Genomic DNA, 22666 nt, shown 5'->3' on the forward strand with positions numbered 1-22666 from the left:
CTCACACCCCCTGTTATCTCTGTCTTCCTCTGAATTGTCTACGTGTTTCAACAGGAGTATTTACAGCCGGTGTAAGTACTTGCCAAGCTCCCATTCTGTAACCTGTGCACGATAATCTTCATATTCTTTTGTCTTTGCTTTAATATATTTCTTTGACAGATCTTCTCCCAAAACATCCTGAATAAAGGCATCTTTTTCGAATTCTCTTGCTGCTTCCAGAAGACTTCCCGGAAGATTCTCGATTCCTGCATCCATTCTCTCCTGCTCTGTCATCTCATAGATATTACAGTCAACACTGCATGGAGGCATAATCTCATGCTTAATTCCATCCAGCCCTGCTGCCAGACATACCGCAAGAGCCAGATATGGATTCGCTGAAGGATCCGGACTTCTAAGTTCCACTCTTGTTCCTTCTCCCCGGCTTCCCGGAATCCGAATCAATGGTGTCCTGTTCTTTGCAGACCACGCAATATAAACTGGAGCTTCATATCCTGGGATCAGACGTTTATAGGAATTTACGATTGGATTCGTAATAAAACTGATTGCCTTCATATGCTTCATGATTCCACCAATAAAGTAATATGCCTCTTTACTCAATCCATTGGGATCCTTTGTATCCTGGAACGCATTGATTCCATCTCTGCTCAGCGACATATTCAGATGCATACCAGAACCATTGATTCCGTATTTTGGTTTTGGCATAAATGTAGCATGCAGACCGTGGCGCTTTGCAATTGTCTTTACGACCAGTTTAAATGTCATAATATTATCTGCGGTTGCCAATGCTTCATCATAGCGAAAATCAATCTCATGCTGCGCCGGTGCCACTTCGTGATGAGATGCTTCAATCTCAAAGTCCATATCTTCCAAAGTCAATACCATGTCTCGTCTTGCATTTTCTCCCAGATCTAAAGGTCCCAGATCAAAGTAACTTGCACATTCGTGTGACAAAGTCGTCGGACGGCCATCATCATCGGTATGGAACAGGAAAAATTCACATTCCGGTCCTACATTAAATTCATACCCCATGCTTCTGGCTTCCGTCATAACTTTTTTCAAGATATATCTCGGATCACTCTCAAAAGCAGTCCCATCTGTCTTATATACATCACAGATCAGCCTCGCCACCTTACCCTGCTGCGGCCTCCACGGAAAGGTCTCAAAAGTATTCAAGTCTGGATAAAGATACATATCTGATTCTTCAATCCTTGCGAATCCTTCTATGGAAGATCCATCAAACATAATCTGATTATCCAATGCCTTCTCCAACTGGCTGGTTGTAATTGCAACATTCTTCATTGTTCCGAAGATATCTGTGAACTGCAGGCGGATAAATCCCACATCCTCTTCTTCCACCATTCTCAAAATATCTTTTCTCGTATAATTATTCATGATTTTTTCCTCCTAATTATATAAGTACTTATTCCAGATGTCTTTTCTTATCTGCCTGATTTATATAAAAATGGGCGCTCTCATGCCATGATGAAAACGCCTTTGTTTTACTTCTTAGATTATAGATAGAAAAAGGCACTTTGTCAACGTGACAAAATGCCCAAGATTCTGCAAATCATGCTCTAATCTTCGTCATCTAACCAATAGCCGTCATCTGTCTGTACATAAGAATTTCCATTATTGTTGCCACAGCTGATTCCCCTTTTAATCGGAGCCAGCAAAAATCCATATACAATCCCTGCCAGCACTGCACATAGGATTACCAGTACTTTCTCTGCAGGGGTCCAGTCTCTTGCCAGAAATTCCTTTATACTTTGTAAGATATCTTTCATATGAAAACCTCCTGTCACATTATATATTCATCGTTATCAAAAATATATATCTGCGTACATTATAGCAGAAAAAGCACTTTAATAAAAGTAAATATCCTATTTCCGAATTGAAATATCATTTTGTTTTTGATAGAATATAGATATTCTACGAATGAGGTGAAAGAATTATGGGACTTGCAATACCTATTGAGACAAGTGCGCGCCACATTCATCTGTGTCGCGAGGATTTTAACATATTATTTGGAGAAGACCGTGACCTGACTTTTAAAGCCGAGTTAAGCCAGCCTGGACAATACGTCTGCAAAGAACGTGTTGCTGTCAGAGGTCCTAAGGGTTCCTTTGAAAAAGTTGCTGTACTCGGTCCTTTCCGTAACGAGACACAAGTAGAGATCTCCATGACAGATTCCCGCAAGCTTGGTATCCCCGGTGTCATCCGTCAGTCCGGCGACACAGCCGGTACTCCTGGCTGTATCCTGGAGGGCCCGAACGGGAGCATCGAACTTGACCACGGTGTCATTGTTGCCAAGCGTCATATCCATATGACTCCTGTGCAGGCTATTCAGTTAAATGTCAAAGATAATGATGAAGTTTTCGTAATCATGGAGAGTTTCGAACGTTCATTAATCTTTGCTGACGTTGTTGTTCGTGTGAATCCGAATTTTGCGCTGGCAATGCATGTTGACACCGACGAGGCTAACGCTTTTGCCAATGACAACCATCCAACCGGAGCATTGTTAAAACTCTTTGGCGGACGAACCTACAATCTTCAGAAATGGGCAGAAGAAGTTCAGAACGGCATCAATCGTTTTTAATCTGTCTGCCGGTCACATCCATATGATAATCTTCTTTATAAATCAATTCTGACACCGGAACGATCTGATATCCTTGTTCTTCTAATCCTGTCAGCAATTGTTCCAGTGCCTGCGCAGTATATTTTGCACCATTGTGACAGAGAATAATAGCACCGTTTTTTAGATCTTTGTGATTTAAGACGGTGTCTATAATACTTTGTACTCCATAGTCTTTCCAATCCAAACTATCCACGGACCACTGAATCGGATAATATCCGCATTCCTGTGCAGTCCGAACCACCTCATCATCATAATCTCCATAAGGCGGACGGAAAAGCTGCATCTCTACTCCTGTCAGTTCTTTTACCCTTTCATGGACTTTCATGATCTCTTCTTTCTGCTCTTCTTTCGATAATTGTGACATATTCTTATGGTTCTCACTGTGATTTCCAAGATCATGCCCGGCTTCCTTTATTGCTTTGACATCCTCTGGATATTTTTCCACCCATCCTCCAGTCATAAAGAAAGTCACATGGACATTGTGTTTTTTTAAGATGTCCAGAATCTTCTGCGTATCTTCATCTCCCCATGCTGCATCAAAGCTTAACGCAACCTTTTTCTCCGATGTCTCCACAGAATAGATAGGAAGCTCTCTTCCATTTACATTACTGGAAACGGTCGTGTAACTGGAAATATACTTGTAGGAACCTGACAGAGCAATAAGCAGTACCATGGCAAACACTCCGTAATTCTTCCATTTTCTCTTATTTTCTTCTTTCATAAATAAGACTCCAGCCATACATTTACTATTAATATATGTATCTGGATTTCGTCCTACCTCTTCAAATCTTTTCGTTTTGCCTGTTTAGTGATATAATAACAATATCTGTAAAAACCAATAAGGATGTCGAACAATGAAAAGAATAAAACATGATATTTTATATACCCTGACATTATTAATTATCGCTACCATCCTGGCATTCTCTTTTTTTCATTTTGTAAAAAATAATTCTGCCAATATTGCGTTGATTTATATTCTTGCGTTGATTTTAATTGCACGATATACCACAGGATATCTATATGGGATTTTTTCTTCTTTATTCTGTGTTATATTTATCAACTGGTTTTTTACTATTCCATATTTTGAAGTAAATTTTACTTTAAGTGGATATCCAATCACCTTTTTCTGTATGTTGATCATCACGATTACCATCAGTGCAATGACAACTCGCCTCAAGAAACAGGATGCAATGATTGCAGAAAGGGAACGCGAACTGAATGAGGCAGAGAAAGAGCGAATTCGTGCCAATCTGTTACGTGCCATCTCGCATGACCTTCGAACACCATTGACCAGCATTATCGGTTCTTCTGCTTCTTACATAGAAAATGAATCCGATCTGACCCCGGATGAAAAGACGAATCTGGTCACGACGATTAACGAAGATGCCCATTGGCTTCTCAACATGGTGGAAAATCTCCTGTCTGTCACAAGAATTCAGGATGACGGAAGCAAAGTCATCAAAGAAATTGAAGTCGTAGAAGAGGTTGTTGCAGAAGCAATTTCTCGCCTGAAGAAAAGAATTCCTGATGCTTCTATTCAAGTCCAGGCTCCCGAGAATATTCTAATGATTCCGATGGATCCATTGCTAATCGAACAAGTCATTATTAATCTTCTGGAAAATGCTCTGGTGCATTCTCACAGCACCCGTCCAATTGAATTGAATATAACCGAAGAACCCACCACGGTCACATTTCACATTATTGACTATGGAATGGGTATTGACGAAACTACAATACCTGATATTTTTAAAGGACAGTACAAGAATTCTCTGACTTCCGACACACACCGGGGAATGGGGATTGGACTTTCTATCTGTGCCACTATTGTACAGGCGCATAACGGTACCATTACTGCCTGCAATCACGAACACGGAGCGGAATTTTCTTTTTCGCTTCCTAAGGAGGACACCATATCATGACACCCAATTATTCTATACTGATTATTGAAGATGAGAAAAATATTCTGGAATTTATGTCTAAGACACTCAAAGCAAACGGTTATCGGGTAACGACTGCTGCCACTGGAAAGGCAGGGCTTGCCATTATCAATTCACAATGCCCGGATATCATCCTGTTGGACCTTGGTCTTCCCGATATTGACGGTAACACGATCATCAGCTCTGTACGTAAGTGGACCAGCTGCCCAATTATCGTAATCTCAGCCAGAATGGGGGAACGCGATAAAGTGACCGCTCTGGATCTGGGGGCAGATGACTATATAACCAAGCCATTCGGGACATCAGAATTACTGGCAAGGATTCGTGCTTCACTGCGCCACAGTAACCGGATGGATTCCAACTCTGCTCTGTACATCCGTCCTTACCGTTGCGGAGAACTGATCCTGGATTTTGAGAAAAGAATGGTTACTCTGGATGGTGAGATCATACATCTGACTCCGGTAGAATATAAGATTGTAGCCTTTCTCGCCAAAAACTCCGGAAAAGTCATGACTTATTCGGCGATCATGTCCAATATCTGGGGACCATATACAGATAACAACAATCGGATTCTTCGTGTAAATATGGCAAATATCCGACGTAAGATTGAAAAGAATCCATCTCAGCCAGAATACCTTTTCACTGAAGTCGGTGTTGGATATCGTATGCAGGAAGATGAAAATGAACTGCCCTCCAAGATAACTCCTGCTTCACGCTAAATTTGTGTTAAGGATTCCCAAAAGCACTGTCTATTCGCAAAGTATCTGCTAAAATAAATCTTGAAGGTGGTATATCGTAATAAAGCCTCATTCATTATTCTCTCAAGATAAAGAGGATGCTCTTTTTCATAAAGCGCATCCTCTTTTTCATTGCATTAATATTTAGTCATTTGCGTTCAGCCATTCCTTCATAAGCTCAACATATCTGTCATTATCCTCTACGAAACACATATGACGACAGGTACGGAACAATTCCCATCTGGAATTCGGGATTCTGTCATACATATATTTTGCGATATATGGTGTACACAGATCATTACCGCCATTAATCACAAGTGTTGGCTCTTTGATATCTTTTAACTGTTCTGTAACATCGTAATCTTTCAATGTTCCCATAGGAGTATATTCATTCGGGCCCCATCCCACTACATAAGATTCTCCGCCCTTTTTCACCGGACGGCGCAGACATTCTGGTGAATCCTCTGTAACAGCTCCTGCTGCATGACGAAGCATGTATTCCGTCTCTGCTGCCTGATATGCCGGGTCACTGTAATCATTGGTAGAGGTTGCTTTCTCAATTGCATCCTGCATCTCCTGCGGCAGTTCTTTAATCATACGATGCTGTTCAATTCCCCACATCCAGGAAGCCGGAAGTGTGCTGGAAAGGATCAGGCTCTTAAGTCCTTCTGGCTTATGATTGCATACATAATCCAAAAGCAACATTCCACCCCAGGACTGTCCTAAAAGGTGCATCTCATCCAGTCCAAGATGTTCTCTTAAAGCAATCAACTCGTTAATCCATGTCTCTGCATTCCACAGATCCGGACGATTCTCTACATAAGATTCTCCACATCCAATCTGATCATACATGACAATCTGACGTCCATCTTCCTCTGCCAGTCTGTCTAACACTTCAAAATAATTGTGGGTAGATCCTGGCCCGCCATGTAATAATACCAATGGCTTCTTATCTCCAGTTTTCTTTCCTACAATACGATAATAAGTTTTGTACTCCAGGTATGGCATATAGCCTTCTTTAATCTCCATAGTTGAAAACCCCCTTTTTCTTCTTTCCCTATTATAATTAATTTATTTTCAAATAGCAATAGAGGGGATGGGGAATTTGCAAATTCCCCCATCCCCTCCTTCCTAAAAGGTGAGTTCCATCTTGGTTCCTTTTCCCACTTCGCTCTCTACGCGAATCTGTGCTCCATGCAGGATTGCACCGTGTTTTACAATTGACAGTCCCAGTCCGGTACCTCCGGTTTCTTTGGAATGGCTCTTATCTACACGGTAGAAGCGCTCGAAGATTCGTTCCTGTTGGTCTGTCGGGATTCCAATACCCGTATCTGTGACAATAACTTTTTTGCCCTTTAAAGTACCGCCAACCCAGATACTGACTGAACCTCCCTTTTTATTGTATTTAATCGCATTTTCACAGATATTATAAATCATCTCATCAATGACCTGACGAACGCCACGGCAGATTACGGATTCTCCGGTCAGCTCAACATGGACATTTCTTTTCGTCGCCTGTGGTGCAAGCCGACTTACGATTTCCCGCGTAAGTGCATAAAGATCAACATCTTCTTTTTCAAGTTCTACACCGCCCTCATCCAGTTTAGACAACTTGATAATATCTTCTACCAGTGTGATCAATCGTTTTGCTTCATTATAAATGCGTTCTGAGAATTTATTCGTATCTTCTGGCCGTACCATGCCATTCATCATGATCTCGGCATACCCGGATATAGAAGTAAGCGGGGTCTTCAACTCGTGGGATACGTTTGCAGAAAATTCTTTTCGCATATTTGCAACTGCATCTTTGGTCTTGTTCTGCTCATCAATTCGTTCTAGTAACGGCGTCAGTTCCTCGTACATCTCATGATCCAAAGGATTCTCAAGATTCAATTCATTAATCGGCCGTATCAGCCTGCCTACCTGTTGTCTGGATAATCCCCATGCAAATACCAGCATCAGGATTGCAATAATTCCGATTCCCGGCAATATCTTCATTGCCGTGTAAAATGCAGTATCCACACTTTTTGCCACACGTAAGATTGTGTGGTCAGGAAGCTGTTCTGCATAATAGAACATTTCCTGCCTCATAGTATCTGATTCTCTGACATCTTTTCCGGTTCCGAACTTCATTGCTTCCTGAACTTCCGGCCGATTCTTATGATTCTCTAACTCCATCTTTCCCTGCTGAGAATCATATAATATCTGTCCATCCTCGTCAATCAGAGTTACTCTTGTACTCTTACGTACCGCATCCATTTCCTGCAGATAGTCTGCCCCGGATATCTCTATTGCTGCCCGGATATAATCCGCTTCCTGCTGAAGTTCATCTTCCATCACATTTACCGTCTGATGGTATATTACAAATGTTGTCATTGCATAAGCAATCAGAAGCGTTGTTGCAATGACTAGAATCATGCTTTTCTGTATTCGGTTCCTTAGTCTCATCATCGTCATCCGCTCCTTCTCCAAAATGCTTTCACCCTGTATTTTTTATCAGCAGAGGCAGTGACATCTATTCGCGCATACGATAACCAACACCACGGACTGTCTCTATTCTCTCTCCACTTTTTCCAAGCTTCTGACGCAGGGTCCTGACATGGACATCCACCGTTCTGGTCTCTCCATCAAAATCATAACCCCAGATTTCTTCCAGGAGAAGATCTCGAGTCATCACAATATTAGAATTCTTCATCAGTCGCTTTAGCAATTCGTATTCTTTCAAGGTCAGATTCACAATCTCTCCCGCTGCAGTTACTTCATGCTTCTTAGTATCGATCTCAATATCTCCGACCTTAATAATATCCTGCAGTTCATTGGAACCTTTTTGGCTCCTTCGAAGCACCGCTTTGATTCTGGAAATCAATTCCATCATGCCAAACGGTTTCGTTACATAGTCATCTGCCCCCAGATCCAGTCCTTTCACTTTATCATATTCTGCTCCCTTCGCCGTCACCATGATTACAGGGATATCCCGTGTTTTCGGCGATGCTTTTAATCTTTTCAGCAACTCTATCCCATCTTCACCGGGAAGCATAATATCCATCAGAACAAGTTCCGGTGTCTCCAGCGCCAACGCTTCCAAAAATTCCTTTCCATCTTCAAAACCACGCGCTTTAAAGCCCGTGGTCTCTAATGTGTATACGACTAATTCTCGAATATTACTGTCATCCTCTACACAAAATATCATAAACTATCTCCTTACACTTTCTATACCTTACTCTCTTTATGAATTCCGGTAATAGAAAATTCTACCCACTCTGCAATGTTCGTGGCATGGTCTGCGATTCGTTCCAGATATTTGGCCACCATGATAAGATCTATAACCTTTACACCCTGGTTACCCTTATTCTGGGCAATGAATTCCACCAGTTCCTGCTTATTTTCCTCGAACATCTTATCAACTTCATCATCTGCTTCCATGACATTTCTTGAGAGCTCCAGATCCTTCTCTACATAAGCAGTCACACTGTCTCTGACCATCTTAGCCGCTGCTTCAGACATCTGACCGATTCTTGGTATCTCCGTCGGCTCAACCCTTCCTTCAGAAATAATGATTTCCGCAATATCGGATGCCTGATCTCCGATTCGTTCCATATCGGTAATCATCTTAAGTGCTGCCGAAATCTGACGAAGATCTCTGGCTACCGGCTGCTGCTGTAATAACAGCTTCAGACACAGACGTTCAATATCCTTCTCCATCTGGTCAATCTCTTCATCTGCCTCGCGGACTTCTCTTGCCTGCTCAATATCACCTTTCTGTAATGCCGTGGTTGCACGGTTAATGGCAACTTCACATAACTCTCCCATGTGGATCAACTGTTCATTCAGATGCTGCAGCTGCATATCAAACTTATTACGCATATCTTAACCAAACCTCCCTGTAATATAATCCTCTGTTCTCTTATCTGCCGGTATGGAGAATAATTTTTCAGTATCATTGTATTCTATAACTTCTCCTAACAAAAAGAAGGCTGTATTGTCAGATACACGCACTGCCTGCTGCATGTTATGTGTGACCATGACAATAGTATAATCTTTTTTCAGTTCCATCGCAAGGTCTTCAATCTTGGAAGTTGAGATGGGGTCAAGCGCGGATGTCGGCTCATCCATCAGAAGCACTTCCGGCTGCACTGCCAGTGCTCTTGCTATACAAAGTCTCTGCTGCTGTCCGCCTGACATTCCAAGCGCACTGGTCTTCAGACGATCCTTACACTCATCCCAGATTGCAGCATCACGCAGAGATTTCTCTACGATCTCATCTAATTTTGCTTTGGAATGAATTCCGTGGGTTCTTGGCCCATACGCAATATTATCATAAATACTCATCGGAAATGGATTCGGTTTCTGGAATACCATTCCGACTCTTTTTCGTAATAAATTGACATCGATATCTTTAAAAATATCCTGCCCATCCAAAAGGAGCTCTCCTTCAATGCGACAGCCTTCCACCAGATCATTCATCCGGTTAATGGATTTCAGCAAAGTGGACTTTCCGCAGCCGGAAGGACCGATAAATGCAGTGATCTTATTGGCCTCAATCTCAAGATTAACATTTTTCAAGGCATGAAAATCACTGTAATACAGCTCCATATTTTTTATGCTTATCTTACTCATGACAATTCCTCTCTATGCTTTCGTTAATTTCCTCGCTACTACGCCGGATAATGTATTAATTCCAACTACCAGTACCAACAGGATGACAGCCGTTGCATAAGCCTGATCCATGTACAATCCTTCACTGGCAAGATTATACATATGCACTGCCAGTGTTCTTCCTGAACTCATGACACTCTTTGGAAAATCCGCCACAGTTCCTGCCGTGTAGATCAGAGCCGCCGTCTCACCTACGATTCTTCCGATTGCCAGGATCACGCCTGCCAGAATACCCGGTACTGCTGAAGGTAATACAATCCGGAACACTGTACGAAGTTTACCGGCGCCAAGTCCAAAACTTCCTTCTCGATAAGAATCTGGCACTGCCTTCAGGGCCTCTTCTGTACTTCTCATGATCAGTGGAAGTACCATAATAGACAGGGTAAATGCACCCGCCAGAATGGAGAATCCCCATCCACAGGTCGTAACAAAGAACAACATTCCAAACAGACCATAGACAATAGAAGGAATTCCCTGAAGTGTCTCCGTAGTCAACCGGATAATTTCTACAAATTTATTACCTCGCTTCGCATATTCCACCAGAAAAATTGCGGAGAATATTCCAAACGGTACTGCAATCAACAGTGATAGAAACGTCATAATTATCGTATTGACCAGCGCCGGCATCAAAGATGCATTTTCAGAAGAATAATTCAGTGAAAATAATGATGGCTTCAGATACGGCACACCATGTACCAAAATATATGCAATCAGGAAAATCAACACTGTAAATGTCAAGATTGCTGAAAGTATTACCAAAAGCATTATGATAAAGGAACCAGGAGTTCTTTTATAGGATTTCATTTTTTGCTTAAATGTTACTTCATTACTACTCATGATCGTTCCTCCTGTTTAATAATGCTACACAGAAATTAATGATCAGTATAAATACGAACAACACCACACCTGTTGCTATCAGTGCTTCTCTGTGAAGACCAGCTGCATATCCCATCTCGATAACAATGTTCGCTGTAAGTGTCCTGACTCCTTTAAATATACCTGCCGGCATTCTTGCCTGATTTCCTGCTACCATGATCACGGCCATCGTCTCACCAATTGCACGGCCTACCCCCAGTACAATTGCTGCAACCACACCAGACTTTGCAGCAGGAAGAACAACTTTAAAGATTGCTCTCTCATGTGTTGCCCCCAGAGCAACTGCACCTTCATAATACTGTTCCGGCACTGCCCGAAGCGAAGATTCTGTCAGACCAATAATCGTAGGAAGAATCATCATCCCAAGCAGAAGAGATGCGGTAAGAATACTGCTTCCATTTCCGGCAGATCTTAAGATTCCCATCTCTTTTAAGCTTCTTCCCATATTACGAATCAGCGGTACTAATACCACAAGTCCAAAGAATCCGTACACAACCGATGGAATTCCAGCCAGCAATTCTGTCGCTGTTTTCAACGGTTTATATATCTGCTTTGGACAATAAAACGCCATAAACACCGCTGTTAAAATACCAATCGGCACGCCAAATACAATCGCACCTGCCGTTACATAGAGACTTCCGACGATCATAGGAAGAATTCCATAGATGTCATTATTCGGTTTCCATATCTCTCCAGTCAGAAATTTGCCAAATCCGATCTCTTTCATTGCAGGGATACCATTTGCAAATAAAAACACACAAATGAGAGCTACCGCCAACACCGAAGCGCAGGCGGCAATGAAGAACACTCCCTGCATGAATTTTTCAGTCCATGCTTTTGATTTCATATTATTCTAATACCTCATCCCATGTAAGAGCTTCACCTGTGTAGATTGCTTTCACCTGGTCACTTGTCAGCTCATCCACTGTACTGTTCTTATTTACGATAACTGCGATACCATCTGTTGCAATCACCTGTGCTACAAGGCCTTCTGCAGTCTCTTCATCTTTCAGCTCACGAGATGCCATACCAATGTCATAGCTTCCATCAATAGTAGATGTCATACCTGTTGTAGAATCTGTTGTCTGAAGTTCAATCTCAGCATTTGCATTTACTTCTTTGTAAGCTTCGATTAATTTTTCCATTACAGGAGATACAGATGAAGATCCACCAACAACAGCTTTTCCTGAAGGAGCTGTTCCTGCATATGGCTCAGCGTCATCAGAAGCAATGTAACCATTATCAGAAATAACCTGCTGTCCTTCCTGGCTCATAATAAATGTGATAAAGTCACTTGCTACTTCATTGTCAAGTCCTTCTTTTGTTGCAATGTTAAATGGTCTTGATACTTTGTATTCACCACTCTTAACGTTCTCTGCTGTTGCTTCTGCTCCGTCAATCTTTACTGCCTTGACACTGTCATCAAGAGAACCAAGTGATACATAACCAATTGCATAATCATCTCCAGCTACGGTTGTCAGCATAACAGATGTACTGTTCGTAATCTGAGCTTCCTCAGTTGTCATATCAATCTTCTCGCCAGATTCATCCTTCTCTTCAATTCCGAACAATTCAATAAATGCTCCTCTTGTACCAGATCCATCTTCTCTTGATACGATTGTGATATCCATAGAAGGATCCCAATCTCCACCTTCTGCTGTCTCTTCTGTCGCTGCATCCTCTCCCTCTGCAGAAGAATCCGCATCAGAACTTCCACAACCAACTGCAAGACTTGCAATCATACCAACTGTTGCTAATACTGCAATAAACTTTTTCAATTTCATATTCAATTTCTCCTTTGATTTTGCTTTTTGTTTTCTTCACAGTTGTTATCATAAAGGCACAATGTAAAATCTGAAATCTCAAGAATGTAAAATAAATGTTAAATTGGGGACGTAGTATTTTGCAAAAATACTACGTCCCCAATTGCAAAATGTGGTGTACCCAAATGAAAAATGCCCTGTACCCATTTAGTTCTCTAAGTTCGTTATTCCTTTTTCTGTATACAAATCTTTGATGTTCACTGTTTTCGTAACATCTGCGAAGTGTATTTTTATCTCTTCATTTCCGGTTAAATCTATGGTTCCCTTACCGTCAGAATCTAAGATGGTATCTTCATCAATAAAGGTAAATCTGTAATATCCTCCTGTACGGACTGGTTCCCTGAATGGGCTCACACGATATTTTATAATTTCAAGCCATTCTTCCTCTCCAACACTGATAACACCTGCACTAATATATATTTTTTCATTCTGCGGCAGGAACCCAAGTGTTACTATGTTTCCCACTTTCTCATAAGTAATTCTTACGTCACTATAATCTGCGGTCCTTCCATATTCGTAATATGCTTCATATACACCAAACAAAACAGCGCATATCATGGCTGTCACCATCACGGCAGCGAAAATCTTATGCAGATTAACTTTTCGTACTTTAAGCAATGGCTGAATCTCTTTTTTTCTTTTCTCTATCTCGTCTTTCGCTAACTTATCTGTGACAATTTCTTTTCGCATCTCCTCCAGGTATCTGCGGCATTCTCTGCAGCCTTCCAGATGTTCTTCAATTGCCTGGTTGCTTTCTTCACTTGTTAATCCGTCGATATAGCTTGGTAATAAATCCCGGATAATTTCACATTTCATTCTTTTTTCCACCCTTTCACAATTTTCTGTTTTGCACGATAGAATGTCACTCGCGCCCAGTTTTCATTTTTTCCAAATAATTCCGCGATCTCTTTAAAAGAGAATGCTCCTGTAATTCGAAGCAGTACCACTTCTTTTGAAATTTCATCCAGAATGTGCACCTTCTGAAATAATTCCATCTTTTCTTCTTTCAGGCAAAACTTTTCATCCAAAGATTCATTACCAGAATGTATTTCTTCTGGAAGCGAGGTTGTTCCTTTCTTCTTTCTTCGTTCCAGTTCCCTGTACCACAAATGCTTTGCAATCTGACACAGCCAAGTTGACACTTTACAGGTTCCATCATATTTCTTTGACGACCGGACTGCCTGATAAAATGTTTCCTGCGTCAACTCTTCTGCCGTATCCTCTTCATGGCATAAAGATAACAGGAACTTGTACACTAACTCGGCATGCTCTTGATATATAGAATCCATATCTAGCATTCTCTCACCTCCTTGTTATACCTATATATCCAAAAATAAGATATTTCGTTACACACTTCAAATAAATTATTTACATAGTTAAATGCAACGCAATTCTGGCTTTTCTTTTCTATTTTAGCATGCTATAATCCTATTGAAATTCTAAAATAATATCTGGCATCTGATATGTACCTTACGTGGATACACCATGATGCTATAAAGAGAGGATTATAGATTATGTGGATTGCAGACCATTGGAAAGATTATGAAGTAATAGATTGCAGTAAAGGGGAGAAGCTTGAACGCTGGGGACAGTATATTTTGGTTCGTCCGGATCCGCAGGTCATCTGGGATACTCCGAAGACCGAACGCGGATGGAAGCATATGAACGGACATTATCACCGCAGTAAGAAGGGCGGCGGCGAATGGGAATTCTTTCATCTGCCGGAGCAGTGGCAGATTCACTATGGTAATCTGACTTTCAACCTGAAGCCATTTAGCTTTAAACATACCGGATTGTTTCCGGAGCAGGCAGCGAACTGGGACTGGTTTTCTGAGAAGATTCGAAATGCAGGCCGTCCGATCAAGGTATTGAATCTATTCGCTTACACTGGAGGCGCTACGTTGGCGGCAGCGGCAGCAGGTGCAAGTGTGACACATGTAGATGCCTCAAAAGGAATGGTTGCATGGGCAAAGGAAAATGCTGCTTCTTCTGGCCTTTCTGACAAACCGATTCGCTGGCTGGTAGATGACTGTGTAAAGTTTGTAGAGCGTGAGATTCGAAGAGGCAATCATTATGATGCAATCATCATGGATCCTCCATCTTATGGCCGCGGTCCAAAAGGCGAGATCTGGAAGATCGAGGATGCTATTCATCCTCTGATTAAATTATGTACACAGATTCTGTCAGACCAGCCACTGTTCTTTCTGGTCAATTCCTATACGACAGGACTTGCACCGGCGGTTCTTACTTATATGTTAGGGACAGAATTAAAACAATTCCATGGAACCGTAGATTCTCAGGAAATTGGGCTTCCGGTCACTCACTCAGGTCTGGTTCTTCCCTGTGGAGCTTCCGGCCGCTGGGAAGCACGCTAATCAAAGCTTAGGAATTGGATTCCACAAATATAAAAGGCAGCTACCTTTGTCATGGTCATCGATCAGACATTGGCATCTGCCTTTTTATTCTACTTTATATTAATCATTCTTTTTCTACTTTTTCAATTTTTCCAAGATTCCGATCACACCCAGAAGTGTATCACATGTTTCATATAGAAGAACTTCGATTTCTGGTGTCGGAGCTACAAGATCCGGTATCATGATTGGCTTCATGCCAGCTGCATATGCGGCACGGATACCTGCCGGTGCATCTTCCAGCGCAATACAGTTCGCAGGAGCTGCACCAATGCTGTCACAGGCTTTCAGGTAGATCTCGGGATCCGGTTTTGCATGTTGCACCATATCACCAAAGACTCCAGCATCAAAAAAATCATATATCTTTGCCGCCTTCAGATTTTTTAAGGCATACTCTCTACGAGAAGAAGTTGCTATCGCCATTCGATACCCATTCGCCTTCCCATATTCCAGCAATTCCCTTGCACCGTTCTTCATAGGAAGCCCTTCTTCATTTACTATCTTATAGAACCAGATTCTTGCCTGCTTTGCAAACTCCTCGCATGGGAAATCCTTCGCAATTGTATTGCGAAAATAATGATTTCTTCCTGCCAGATTCATTCCCAGTGTATGGTATATTGTCTCTCCCATGTGCTCCAGGCCAAGCTGATTGCCGGCTTCTTCCCAGGAACGCTGTACAATTTGCTCAGAATCAAACAGAAGACCATCCATATCAAACACAATTGCTTCTATCATAGATCCATCATCCATCAGAACTCTATGCCACGTCCAAGGGCATCTTTCAGATAACTTGATACATCTTCCAGCTTACGGATAATCTCCATCTTCTCTTCCCACTCGTCGCCTTCCATATCCTTATTCACCAGACATTGCTGAATATGCTTTACTTCTTTAATCAGTTCTTCTGTCATAGGAATACCCCCTTTTGCTCAACGTGATCTGTCATCATTTACATTTATAGTATACCATACTTTTCTACTTATTGCCCGTTCATTTCCTTACAAAATACATATCGCGGCAAACCGCCGTATTTTTCAGTCTCAAGCAAAATCTTGTAGCCTAATTTCAGAAAATTATTCACACTATATCTGTTTTCCGGATGGGCAGTTCCCATTAGATAACGATATCCTTGCTGCAATACGATATCTTCTCCTGCTGACATCAGCTGTCTCTGAATTCCTCTTCCTGTATATTCTGGAAGAACCGCTGCCGATTCCATATGTGCGACCATCAAGCTTTCCTGTTTTGTCAGATTCAAGTATTCTCCCAGATTATCTTTGGCGTCTTTCGGATAACGAACCAAAAGAAATCCTGCTGTCTTTTTGTCTATCAGCGCTTTTAATACAAAACCTTCTTGGTCTATATGTCTTCTTACATAAGCTTCATCATCCATGCTGTACCACTTTGCATCCTCGACCAGCTGACTGGCCGTTGTCATAATCTTCATAATCTCTGGAACATCCGCCTGTTCTGCATAACTGATTTGAATTGTCTGCTCCATCCTCTTCTCTCCTCTAAATCTCATCTCCTATAAGTACCAGCATATCTCCCTCCACAATCCGGCTCTCTCCTGTGGGTGCAAAAGAATGTCCCTTTCGTTTTATCAAAACAATTCTTGAATGTGGAAGTTCCAGTTCATTCAACTGCCGGTTATTCCACTTATGTTTCTTGTCGACATAGACCTCTTTCATTGCAATTGGCCGGGATCCCTGATATTCAACAGCACTCATAATTAATATATCTTCTTCCTCCAGAATTGTACTTCCCCTTGGAATGACCTGCTCTTCTCCTCTTCGGATATATGCAATCCGCATCTGTGGCGGCAATATTATACTCTGTATCTGCCGACCGATCCATTCATGCCCTTTTTCAAGCGTCAAGGCTACAAACTGCAGTGAAGATTCTTCCGTATAATCATTGAATGTCTTCATGACATCCTGACTGTTGTCGATCATATGCAATCTTCTGGATATCAAAGGAAGTAATGAACCCTGTACTCCAATTGAGAGAAGTACTACACAGAATACAATATGAAACACATCATTCTTCGTATATGCATCATCCACCGTTACCATAATTGCAAATACGATAGAAGCCGCACCTCGAAGCCCTGCCCAGGAAACGACTGACTGCTGAGAGAGATTAGAGCGAAAAACCGATAACAATGGGCATACTGCCAATGGTCTTGCAATAAACGTAAGAAATAGGAATATCGCAATTGCCGGAAGCAGAATTGATGGCATTTGTGATGGAAATGCAAGTAACCCCATCAAAAAGAATACCAGCATCTGCATCAATCCTGTTGCACCGTCAAAAAAATGTACCATTCGTTTTTTATCCGGAAGGGTTACATTTCCCAACACAAGTCCCACAATGTAAGTACTTAGATAACCATTTCCGCCGAGTAAAGACGGAAATGTATACGCCATCAATGCAATCGCAACCACAAATATCGTGTCAAAACCAGAAGTTTCAAAATCAATGTGTCGAATCGCCCACATACCAATCCAGGCAATCAACATCCCTACAATCAGTCCCACTAAGACTTGCTGCAGCACTGTTGTCATAATACTTACCGGCGTACCGCTCTCTCCACGCATCACAGATAGAATAAGCACCGTCAACATATATGCCCACGGATCATTACTTCCACTTTCCAACTCAAGAAGAGAGGCTGTTCCATATTTTAAATTCAATTGCTTGGATCGCAGCACCGAGAATACTGAAGCTGCATCAGTAGAACTCAAGACCGCTCCAATCAGAAGACTCTCCAGCCATTCGAAATGAAGCACATGATAACAGAATACTCCGACAAGAAATGCTGTTATAACAACACCCAAAGAAGACAACATAAGAGCTTTTGGTGCAACTACCCTTGCCTCTTTCCAATTGGTGCCAAACCCACCATAGAACATAATAAAAATCAACGCGATCGTACACACCCGCTCTACCAAAACAAAATCATCAAAATGTATCTTAAAGATTCCATCCGAGCCAAAAGCAACTCCAAGCAAAATAAACGCCAGAAGCACGGGAACCCCCATTTTATTCGATAATTTGTTACATAATACACATGTCACAATCACAATGGACACAAGCGCAAGTAATATAAGCATTCAGCCACCTCCATCCTTATTTTAACATATATAATATCAGAAAGAAATCCAATTTTACTCCTCTGATGATTTATGTTAGAATAAGGTACATGATGAGAAAGAGAGGTACTTTACATGAAATTAATGATTGTATCAGATATTCATGGTTCCGCATATTATTGTAAAAAAATGATAGAAGCTTACCAGAAAGAACAGGCAGACAAATTATTGCTGTTGGGGGATATTCTATATCATGGTCCCAGAAATGATCTGCCGAAGGATTATAATCCAAAAGAAGTAATTGCTATGCTGAATCCTTTGAAGCAAGAATTATTGTGCGTTCGGGGTAATTGTGATACCGAAGTGGATCAGATGGTTCTGGAATTTCCGATTCTGGCTGACTATTGCTTTCTGGAATTAGACGGACAGACAATCTTCGCCACACACGGGCACCATTTCAATCCACAGAATCCGCCGATGTTAAAAGACGGGGATATCTTGCTGAATGGTCACACTCATATTCCGGCTAACCAGAACATGGGCGATTATATCTATATGAATCCTGGCTCTGTATCCATTCCAAAAGAAAACTCCGCCCATGGATACATGATCTATGACGGAGCTTTTATCTGGAAAGATCTGGATGGTAATATCATCCCTGTCTAGGTTCCTCACATTCGACTAAATGTCTTGTTCTTTTACTGCTTTTTCGTAATAAGAGAAAGTATTGCGATCAAAGCACACCATCTGCACTACTTCGATTTCCGGATGCTCTGTGCAAAAGCTGCGGATGGTACTTACCGCAATCGGTGCCGCTTTTTCTAACGGGAAACCATAGATTCCTGTACTGATTGACGGAAATGCAATACTTTTACATCCAGCATCGACTGCCAGTTTCAGACAATTTTCATAACAATTATGGAGCAATCTCTCTTCGTTATGCTGTCCACCATGCCAGACTGGTCCTGGAGTATGAATCACGTATCTGGCCGGAAGCCGGTAGCCTTTTGTAATCTTGGCTTCTCCCGTCTTACATCCACCCAGAGTCCGGCATTCTTTTAAAAGCTCTGGGCCAGCCGCCCTGTGAATTGCTCCATCTACGCCGCCTCCGCCAAGCAGAGACGTATTCGCCGCATTTGCGATTGCATCACAGGTACTCTTGGTAATATCTCCTAACACTACTTGCAACTTCATTTTCTATCATCTCCTACTATTGTTTTCCGGTTTCTTATGCCTTCTTATGAAAGATCTTCTTATGTAAATCCTGCATTCCACCAACCAACATCGTCAGATAACGAAGCACCGGTTCTGTTGCAATTGAAAATACCACAAACAGCATGATACATTTCGTAGACATTCCTGTAATTGCAAATAAATCTGGCAGGAATATGCTGCAGGCCAGCAACCCGATGACGCAGCCTACCCATATCACAATTCGAAATACATTAAACGGTTGACAGATTCTATACAGAATCATAAATCCGACAATTGCAAGCAGCATCGTAGCTGCTGTTGAGATATCGGTTGCACCTACTGCAAAGATCTGCCCAAATACTACCAGAGAACCTACTGCCAGAACATCCGTAAGAGCCGCCGGCAATGCCTTTAGAATTACATTTGGCAAAAAATGACCTTTAATAAGATCCTTATTCGGCTGCAATGCCAGAAAGAACGCAGGAACTCCTATCGTAAACATACTGATCAAAGACACCTGCGAAGGTTCCAGCGGATAAGTAATCATAAATACCACGGAGAACAAGGACAGCAGGAAAGAGAAGATATTCTTCACAAGGAACAGTGTTGCTGAACGCTGAATATTATTAACCACACGTCTTCCTTCCAACACAACGGATGGCATACAGGAGAAATCCGACTCTAACAATACCACCTGTGATGCCTGTGCTGCCGCATCGCTTCCTGACGCCATAGCCACACTACAGTCCGCATCCTTAAGTGCCAGCACATCATTGACTCCATCGCCAGTCATTGCGACTGTCTTACCCTGCTTCTTTAAAGCCTGTACAAACTGCCGCTTCTGTGCAGGAGTTACCCGTCCGAATACCGTATATTTTGCGACCGCACGCTCCACATCTTCATCTGTTGTAAGCGTTGTTGCATCTATATATTCCTCTGCATTCTCAATACCTGCTTCTTTTGCAACTTCAGATACTGTCATAGGATTATCTCCAGAGATGACCTTTACTTCCACTCCCTGCTCTGCAAAGTAGGCAAATGTCTCTGGTGCTTCTTTTCGAATCGGGTTGGCAAGAAGAATATACCCCAGCGGGAGAACCTTCTCTGTCAACTTCGTTCCTTCCAGCGTTCCTTCATATGTTCCGAAAACCAACACACGATAGCCACGTTTTGCATAAGTCTGAATCTCCAGCCGATAAGTCTCATAGTCCTCACGCAGCACAAACTCTGGCGCTCCCAGTACGTAAGATTTTTCCTCAAACACGACTCCACTGTATTTTGTCGCAGATGTGAATGGAATTGTGCGAACTGCAACAGCTCCGGTTCCATCTTTAAAATATTCTTTCAGCGCTTCCATCGTACTGTTATCACTGCCCATGGCCTTGACAAAGTCTCCCACCAATTTTTCCAGTTCTGGTGTTGTCTCCTTATCATATAATTGGGTCGGAACCAACTTCTTTACACTCATCGAATTCTCTGTAATGGTTCCTGTCTTATCTACACACAGGACATTTACACGCGCCAGTGTCTCAATACTTTTCATATCATGAAGCAGCACCTTCTTCTTCGCCAGACGCATAGCACTGACAGCCAGGGCAACACTGGCCAAAAGATACAATCCTTCCGGAATCATGCCAATCACTGCCGCTACCATGGAAGTTATGCTATTGCGGAATGTCTCTCCATTAAAGAAGAATCCCTGAACGAACAACACAATTCCAATTGGAATCAGTGCCACACCCACACACTTGACCAGTTTATCCAATGAACGAATCATCTCCGACTGTTCGCCCTTTTGCATCGCCTTTGCTTCCAGCGTCAATTTTGAAATATAAGAATCCACTCCTACTGCTTCCAGCCGGGCATGGCATTGTCCGGCTACCACAAAGCTCCCGGACATCAGATGATCTCCGCATCTCTTGATAACCTCGTCCGATTCGCCGGTAAGCAAAGCCTCATTAACCCGCACTTCTCCTTCCACAACGACTGCATCTGCACAGATCTGATTGCCACTTTTAAATAGAACAATATCATCCAGCACCAGTTCTTCCGAATCCACGACTGATTCTTTACCTCCGCGCACCACACTGGCATGCGGCGCATTCAGCATATTCAGCTTCGCCAATACATTCTTCGACCGGACTTCCTGAATAATACCTATTAAAGTATTAATGATAATCACCGGTAAAAACGTAAGATTCCGAAAAGAACCTACCAGGCAGAGTAATATTGCCAGCACCAGAAATATCAAGTTAAAATATGTAAATACATTCTCATGTATAATTTCCTTAGTAGTCTGCGCCGGAGGATCTACGGACAGATTCGACCAGCCTCCATCTCTGTGCTCCTGTACCTGCCTGTTTGTAAGGCCTTCTGTATATACCGGCTGGTAACGAGCCACCGGAGTTCGTTCTACTTCATAATCATATTCCCTTTCCTGTACTTCCTGTCTAGACTTCCACTTCATATAACGGCCTCCTCACATGTATGTTAATAATTATACGCCAGGGAAATAGAGAATTCTATAAACATATTCTTAAAAATGTATTATGCTCCTCACTTCTTCCATCTTCGCCACCGTCTCAGGATTGGAATATGGGATTCTATTGATCAGGCGGTCTACATAGTTTTGTTCTCTTATGATCTGAAATGTCGCTTCGTAATTGATATCAAAAAAATATGCCAGATAAGATACCCAGTAATCCATCTTTGTTTTTCTGGTCTGAGAAAGAATAGATTCTTTTCTATAAACTTGTTCCATGACTTCTGGACTGATCTTCGTCTTTCCTACTTCTTCAGCAGAGACTCCCAGCATGGTCTCAATTGGATCTTCCAGTTTGACACGGCAATTATCAAGCTTATCTGCATCCCGGATAATACGGGCATGCATAAGTTCTCGGGAATCTTCGATTCCTTCCAGCTTATAATCACTATGTTTTGCAATAGACGTCCTTATAATAGAATCCCATGTATTATCCTGCACAAACTGACGAATCATTCCTTCTTCGAACAATATCTGCACACCAAAACTGGCGTGGTCCATGGTATCCGGTTCAAAACTGTTGTATCGTTTCAACTGTTCGAATCTTCCAATATCGTGTAGTAAGCCTATCAGTTGTGCCAACTGCCTATCTTCTTCTGGCAGTCCCATTCTCTGGGTAATCTGGCAGCTACATTCTACCACGCCATATGTGTGCACAATCTTCAATCGTATCTTGTCATCGTCCCTGTCATAATGGTTCAGATAACATTCAAACTGCTTTTTTGCATATTGTAAATCCATCATGTTTCTCTACCCTCTT

25 protein-coding genes are annotated in these 22666 nt (G+C 42.0%); 5 read left to right on the forward strand and 20 right to left on the reverse strand.

Annotated features, from left to right (window positions below; genetic code table 11):
* Positions 1-60 precede the first annotated feature (60 nt).
* Positions 61-1392, reverse strand: coding sequence for a glutamine synthetase family protein (locus ACQRBH_RS05580; protein WP_427761140.1), 1332 nt, complete (start codon positions 1390-1392; stop codon positions 61-63).
* A 182-nt stretch (positions 1393-1574) separates the two neighbouring features.
* The gene (locus ACQRBH_RS05585) at positions 1575-1784 is read right to left on the reverse strand and encodes a hypothetical protein (RefSeq protein ID WP_427742517.1); all 210 of its coding nucleotides are present in this window, start codon (positions 1782-1784) and stop codon (positions 1575-1577) included.
* Positions 1785-1951: 167 nt separating this feature from the next.
* On the opposite strand from ACQRBH_RS05585, the gene ACQRBH_RS05590 reads away from it, so the two are divergent.
* Complete coding sequence (locus ACQRBH_RS05590; RefSeq protein WP_427742515.1) at positions 1952-2596, forward strand: PduL/EutD family phosphate acyltransferase; 645 nt, start codon at positions 1952-1954, stop codon at positions 2594-2596.
* On the opposite strand, the gene ACQRBH_RS05595 is transcribed toward ACQRBH_RS05590, so the two are convergent.
* Positions 2583-3356, reverse strand: a complete 774-nt coding sequence (locus ACQRBH_RS05595; protein WP_235232677.1) for a polysaccharide deacetylase family protein — start codon at positions 3354-3356, stop codon at positions 2583-2585. The genes ACQRBH_RS05590 and ACQRBH_RS05595 overlap by 14 nt on opposite strands.
* Before the next feature lie 133 nt (positions 3357-3489).
* Between ACQRBH_RS05595 and ACQRBH_RS05600 the strand changes: the two genes are divergently transcribed.
* Positions 3490-4554 carry a sensor histidine kinase gene (locus ACQRBH_RS05600; RefSeq protein WP_427742512.1) on the forward strand — a complete coding sequence of 355 codons (1065 nt, stop codon included), beginning with the start codon at positions 3490-3492 and terminating at the stop codon, positions 4552-4554.
* Entirely contained in the window at positions 4551-5291 is a 741-nt protein-coding gene (locus ACQRBH_RS05605; RefSeq protein ID WP_347376333.1) for a response regulator transcription factor, read from the forward strand. Before ACQRBH_RS05600 ends, ACQRBH_RS05605 begins: the two co-directional genes overlap by 4 nt.
* Positions 5292-5453: 162 nt before the next feature.
* Here the strand turns inward: ACQRBH_RS05605 and pepI are convergent, their stop codons facing one another.
* The 10 genes from pepI to ACQRBH_RS05655 form a co-directional block, all read right to left on the reverse strand.
* A complete protein-coding gene (gene pepI, locus ACQRBH_RS05610) occupies positions 5454-6338 on the reverse strand; it encodes a proline iminopeptidase (protein ID WP_235232679.1) in 885 nt (294 codons plus the stop codon).
* Between the two features lie 102 nt (positions 6339-6440).
* Positions 6441-7757, reverse strand: a complete 1317-nt coding sequence (locus ACQRBH_RS05615; RefSeq protein ID WP_427761208.1) for an ATP-binding protein — start codon at positions 7755-7757, stop codon at positions 6441-6443.
* Positions 7758-7824: 67 nt separating this feature from the next.
* Positions 7825-8499 (reverse strand): response regulator transcription factor, encoded by a 675-nt coding sequence (locus tag ACQRBH_RS05620; RefSeq protein ID WP_427742509.1) that lies wholly within the window; start codon positions 8497-8499, stop codon positions 7825-7827.
* 20 nt (positions 8500-8519) lie between these two features.
* Positions 8520-9173, reverse strand: a complete 654-nt coding sequence (gene phoU, locus ACQRBH_RS05625) for a phosphate signaling complex protein PhoU (RefSeq protein ID WP_427742507.1) — start codon at positions 9171-9173, stop codon at positions 8520-8522.
* Positions 9174-9176: 3 nt separating this feature from the next.
* Positions 9177-9926 carry a phosphate ABC transporter ATP-binding protein PstB gene (gene pstB, locus ACQRBH_RS05630; RefSeq protein ID WP_427742504.1) on the reverse strand — a complete coding sequence of 250 codons (750 nt, stop codon included), beginning with the start codon at positions 9924-9926 and terminating at the stop codon, positions 9177-9179.
* 12 nt (positions 9927-9938) lie between these two features.
* Positions 9939-10802 carry a phosphate ABC transporter permease PstA gene (gene pstA / locus ACQRBH_RS05635; protein WP_427742502.1) on the reverse strand — a complete coding sequence of 288 codons (864 nt, stop codon included), beginning with the start codon at positions 10800-10802 and terminating at the stop codon, positions 9939-9941.
* On the reverse strand, positions 10795-11688 hold the full coding sequence (gene pstC, locus ACQRBH_RS05640) for a phosphate ABC transporter permease subunit PstC (protein WP_427742499.1): 894 nt from the start codon (positions 11686-11688) through the stop codon (positions 10795-10797). Before pstC ends, pstA begins: the two co-directional genes overlap by 8 nt.
* Position 11689: 1 nt before the next feature.
* Complete coding sequence (locus ACQRBH_RS05645; RefSeq protein WP_427742498.1) at positions 11690-12625, reverse strand: substrate-binding domain-containing protein; 936 nt, start codon at positions 12623-12625, stop codon at positions 11690-11692.
* Between the two features lie 186 nt (positions 12626-12811).
* Positions 12812-13480 carry a zf-HC2 domain-containing protein gene (locus tag ACQRBH_RS05650; protein ID WP_427761141.1) on the reverse strand — a complete coding sequence of 223 codons (669 nt, stop codon included), beginning with the start codon at positions 13478-13480 and terminating at the stop codon, positions 12812-12814.
* Positions 13477-13962, reverse strand: a complete 486-nt coding sequence (locus ACQRBH_RS05655; RefSeq protein WP_427761142.1) for an RNA polymerase sigma factor — start codon at positions 13960-13962, stop codon at positions 13477-13479. The genes ACQRBH_RS05650 and ACQRBH_RS05655 overlap by 4 nt, the downstream gene beginning before the upstream one ends.
* Before the next feature lie 216 nt (positions 13963-14178).
* On the opposite strand from ACQRBH_RS05655, the gene ACQRBH_RS05660 reads away from it, so the two are divergent.
* A complete protein-coding gene (locus ACQRBH_RS05660; protein WP_347376327.1) occupies positions 14179-15039 on the forward strand; it encodes a class I SAM-dependent methyltransferase in 861 nt (286 codons plus the stop codon).
* A gap of 114 nt (positions 15040-15153) precedes the next feature.
* On the opposite strand, the gene ACQRBH_RS05665 is transcribed toward ACQRBH_RS05660, so the two are convergent.
* The 4 genes from ACQRBH_RS05665 to ACQRBH_RS05680 all read right to left on the reverse strand — a co-directional run bounded on the left by ACQRBH_RS05665 (position 15154) and on the right by ACQRBH_RS05680 (position 18191).
* Positions 15154-15810, reverse strand: coding sequence for an HAD family hydrolase (locus ACQRBH_RS05665; RefSeq protein WP_427742495.1), 657 nt, complete (start codon positions 15808-15810; stop codon positions 15154-15156).
* 14 nt (positions 15811-15824) lie between these two features.
* Positions 15825-15986, reverse strand: a complete 162-nt coding sequence (locus ACQRBH_RS05670; protein WP_235232693.1) for a hypothetical protein — start codon at positions 15984-15986, stop codon at positions 15825-15827.
* A gap of 68 nt (positions 15987-16054) precedes the next feature.
* Complete coding sequence (locus tag ACQRBH_RS05675; protein WP_427742493.1) at positions 16055-16576, reverse strand: N-acetyltransferase family protein; 522 nt, start codon at positions 16574-16576, stop codon at positions 16055-16057.
* Between the two features lie 13 nt (positions 16577-16589).
* A complete protein-coding gene (locus tag ACQRBH_RS05680; RefSeq protein ID WP_427742492.1) occupies positions 16590-18191 on the reverse strand; it encodes a potassium/proton antiporter in 1602 nt (533 codons plus the stop codon).
* Positions 18192-18305: 114 nt separating this feature from the next.
* Between ACQRBH_RS05680 and yfcE the strand changes: the two genes are divergently transcribed.
* Positions 18306-18836, forward strand: a complete 531-nt coding sequence (yfcE, locus tag ACQRBH_RS05685) for a phosphodiesterase (protein WP_427742489.1) — start codon at positions 18306-18308, stop codon at positions 18834-18836.
* A gap of 15 nt (positions 18837-18851) precedes the next feature.
* Here the strand turns inward: yfcE and ACQRBH_RS05690 are convergent, their stop codons facing one another.
* From ACQRBH_RS05690 to ACQRBH_RS05700, 3 genes are all read right to left on the reverse strand, one after another.
* A complete protein-coding gene (locus ACQRBH_RS05690; RefSeq protein ID WP_427742487.1) occupies positions 18852-19364 on the reverse strand; it encodes an O-acetyl-ADP-ribose deacetylase in 513 nt (170 codons plus the stop codon).
* A gap of 34 nt (positions 19365-19398) precedes the next feature.
* The gene (locus tag ACQRBH_RS05695) at positions 19399-21831 is read right to left on the reverse strand and encodes a cation-translocating P-type ATPase (RefSeq protein WP_427742486.1); all 2433 of its coding nucleotides are present in this window, start codon (positions 21829-21831) and stop codon (positions 19399-19401) included.
* Between the two features lie 69 nt (positions 21832-21900).
* Entirely contained in the window at positions 21901-22647 is a 747-nt protein-coding gene (locus ACQRBH_RS05700; protein WP_427742577.1) for an HD domain-containing protein, read from the reverse strand.
* Positions 22648-22666: the final 19 nt, after the last annotated feature.

This window comes from Bariatricus sp. SGI.161 (genome assembly GCF_050313695.1).
Lineage (GTDB): Bacteria > Bacillota > Clostridia > Lachnospirales > Lachnospiraceae > JAFBIX01.

What these genes read in the sequence shown, in the direction of transcription:
- ACQRBH_RS05620 (WP_427742509.1), bottom strand. Translation starts at nt 8,499, where the DNA reads ATGATATTTTGTGTAGAGGATGACAGTAATATTCGAGAATTAGTCGTA.
- ACQRBH_RS05675 (WP_427742493.1), bottom strand. Translation starts at nt 16,576, where the DNA reads ATGGAGCAGACAATTCAAATCAGTTATGCAGAACAGGCGGATGTTCCA.
- ACQRBH_RS05660 (WP_347376327.1), top strand. Translation starts at nt 14,179, where the DNA reads ATGTGGATTGCAGACCATTGGAAAGATTATGAAGTAATAGATTGCAGT.
- phoU (WP_427742507.1), bottom strand. Translation starts at nt 9,173, where the DNA reads ATGCGTAATAAGTTTGATATGCAGCTGCAGCATCTGAATGAACAGTTG.
- ACQRBH_RS05680 (WP_427742492.1), bottom strand. Translation starts at nt 18,191, where the DNA reads ATGCTTATATTACTTGCGCTTGTGTCCATTGTGATTGTGACATGTGTA.
- ACQRBH_RS05595 (WP_235232677.1), bottom strand. Translation starts at nt 3,356, where the DNA reads ATGAAAGAAGAAAATAAGAGAAAATGGAAGAATTACGGAGTGTTTGCC.
- ACQRBH_RS05690 (WP_427742487.1), bottom strand. Translation starts at nt 19,364, where the DNA reads ATGAAGTTGCAAGTAGTGTTAGGAGATATTACCAAGAGTACCTGTGAT.
- ACQRBH_RS05585 (WP_427742517.1), bottom strand. Translation starts at nt 1,784, where the DNA reads ATGAAAGATATCTTACAAAGTATAAAGGAATTTCTGGCAAGAGACTGG.
- pstC (WP_427742499.1), bottom strand. Translation starts at nt 11,688, where the DNA reads ATGAAATCAAAAGCATGGACTGAAAAATTCATGCAGGGAGTGTTCTTC.
- pepI (WP_235232679.1), bottom strand. Translation starts at nt 6,338, where the DNA reads ATGGAGATTAAAGAAGGCTATATGCCATACCTGGAGTACAAAACTTAT.
- ACQRBH_RS05645 (WP_427742498.1), bottom strand. Translation starts at nt 12,625, where the DNA reads ATGAAATTGAAAAAGTTTATTGCAGTATTAGCAACAGTTGGTATGATT.
- pstB (WP_427742504.1), bottom strand. Translation starts at nt 9,926, where the DNA reads ATGAGTAAGATAAGCATAAAAAATATGGAGCTGTATTACAGTGATTTT.
- ACQRBH_RS05605 (WP_347376333.1), top strand. Translation starts at nt 4,551, where the DNA reads ATGACACCCAATTATTCTATACTGATTATTGAAGATGAGAAAAATATT.
- ACQRBH_RS05590 (WP_427742515.1), top strand. Translation starts at nt 1,952, where the DNA reads ATGGGACTTGCAATACCTATTGAGACAAGTGCGCGCCACATTCATCTG.
- ACQRBH_RS05665 (WP_427742495.1), bottom strand. Translation starts at nt 15,810, where the DNA reads ATGATAGAAGCAATTGTGTTTGATATGGATGGTCTTCTGTTTGATTCT.
- ACQRBH_RS05695 (WP_427742486.1), bottom strand. Translation starts at nt 21,831, where the DNA reads ATGAAGTGGAAGTCTAGACAGGAAGTACAGGAAAGGGAATATGATTAT.
- pstA (WP_427742502.1), bottom strand. Translation starts at nt 10,802, where the DNA reads ATGAGTAGTAATGAAGTAACATTTAAGCAAAAAATGAAATCCTATAAA.
- ACQRBH_RS05615 (WP_427761208.1), bottom strand. Translation starts at nt 7,757, where the DNA reads ATGAGACTAAGGAACCGAATACAGAAAAGCATGATTCTAGTCATTGCA.
- ACQRBH_RS05655 (WP_427761142.1), bottom strand. Translation starts at nt 13,962, where the DNA reads ATGCTAGATATGGATTCTATATATCAAGAGCATGCCGAGTTAGTGTAC.
- ACQRBH_RS05650 (WP_427761141.1), bottom strand. Translation starts at nt 13,480, where the DNA reads ATGAAATGTGAAATTATCCGGGATTTATTACCAAGCTATATCGACGGA.
- ACQRBH_RS05700 (WP_427742577.1), bottom strand. Translation starts at nt 22,647, where the DNA reads ATGGATTTACAATATGCAAAAAAGCAGTTTGAATGTTATCTGAACCAT.
- ACQRBH_RS05600 (WP_427742512.1), top strand. Translation starts at nt 3,490, where the DNA reads ATGAAAAGAATAAAACATGATATTTTATATACCCTGACATTATTAATT.
- yfcE (WP_427742489.1), top strand. Translation starts at nt 18,306, where the DNA reads ATGAAATTAATGATTGTATCAGATATTCATGGTTCCGCATATTATTGT.
- ACQRBH_RS05670 (WP_235232693.1), bottom strand. Translation starts at nt 15,986, where the DNA reads ATGACAGAAGAACTGATTAAAGAAGTAAAGCATATTCAGCAATGTCTG.
- ACQRBH_RS05580 (WP_427761140.1), bottom strand. Translation starts at nt 1,392, where the DNA reads ATGAATAATTATACGAGAAAAGATATTTTGAGAATGGTGGAAGAAGAG.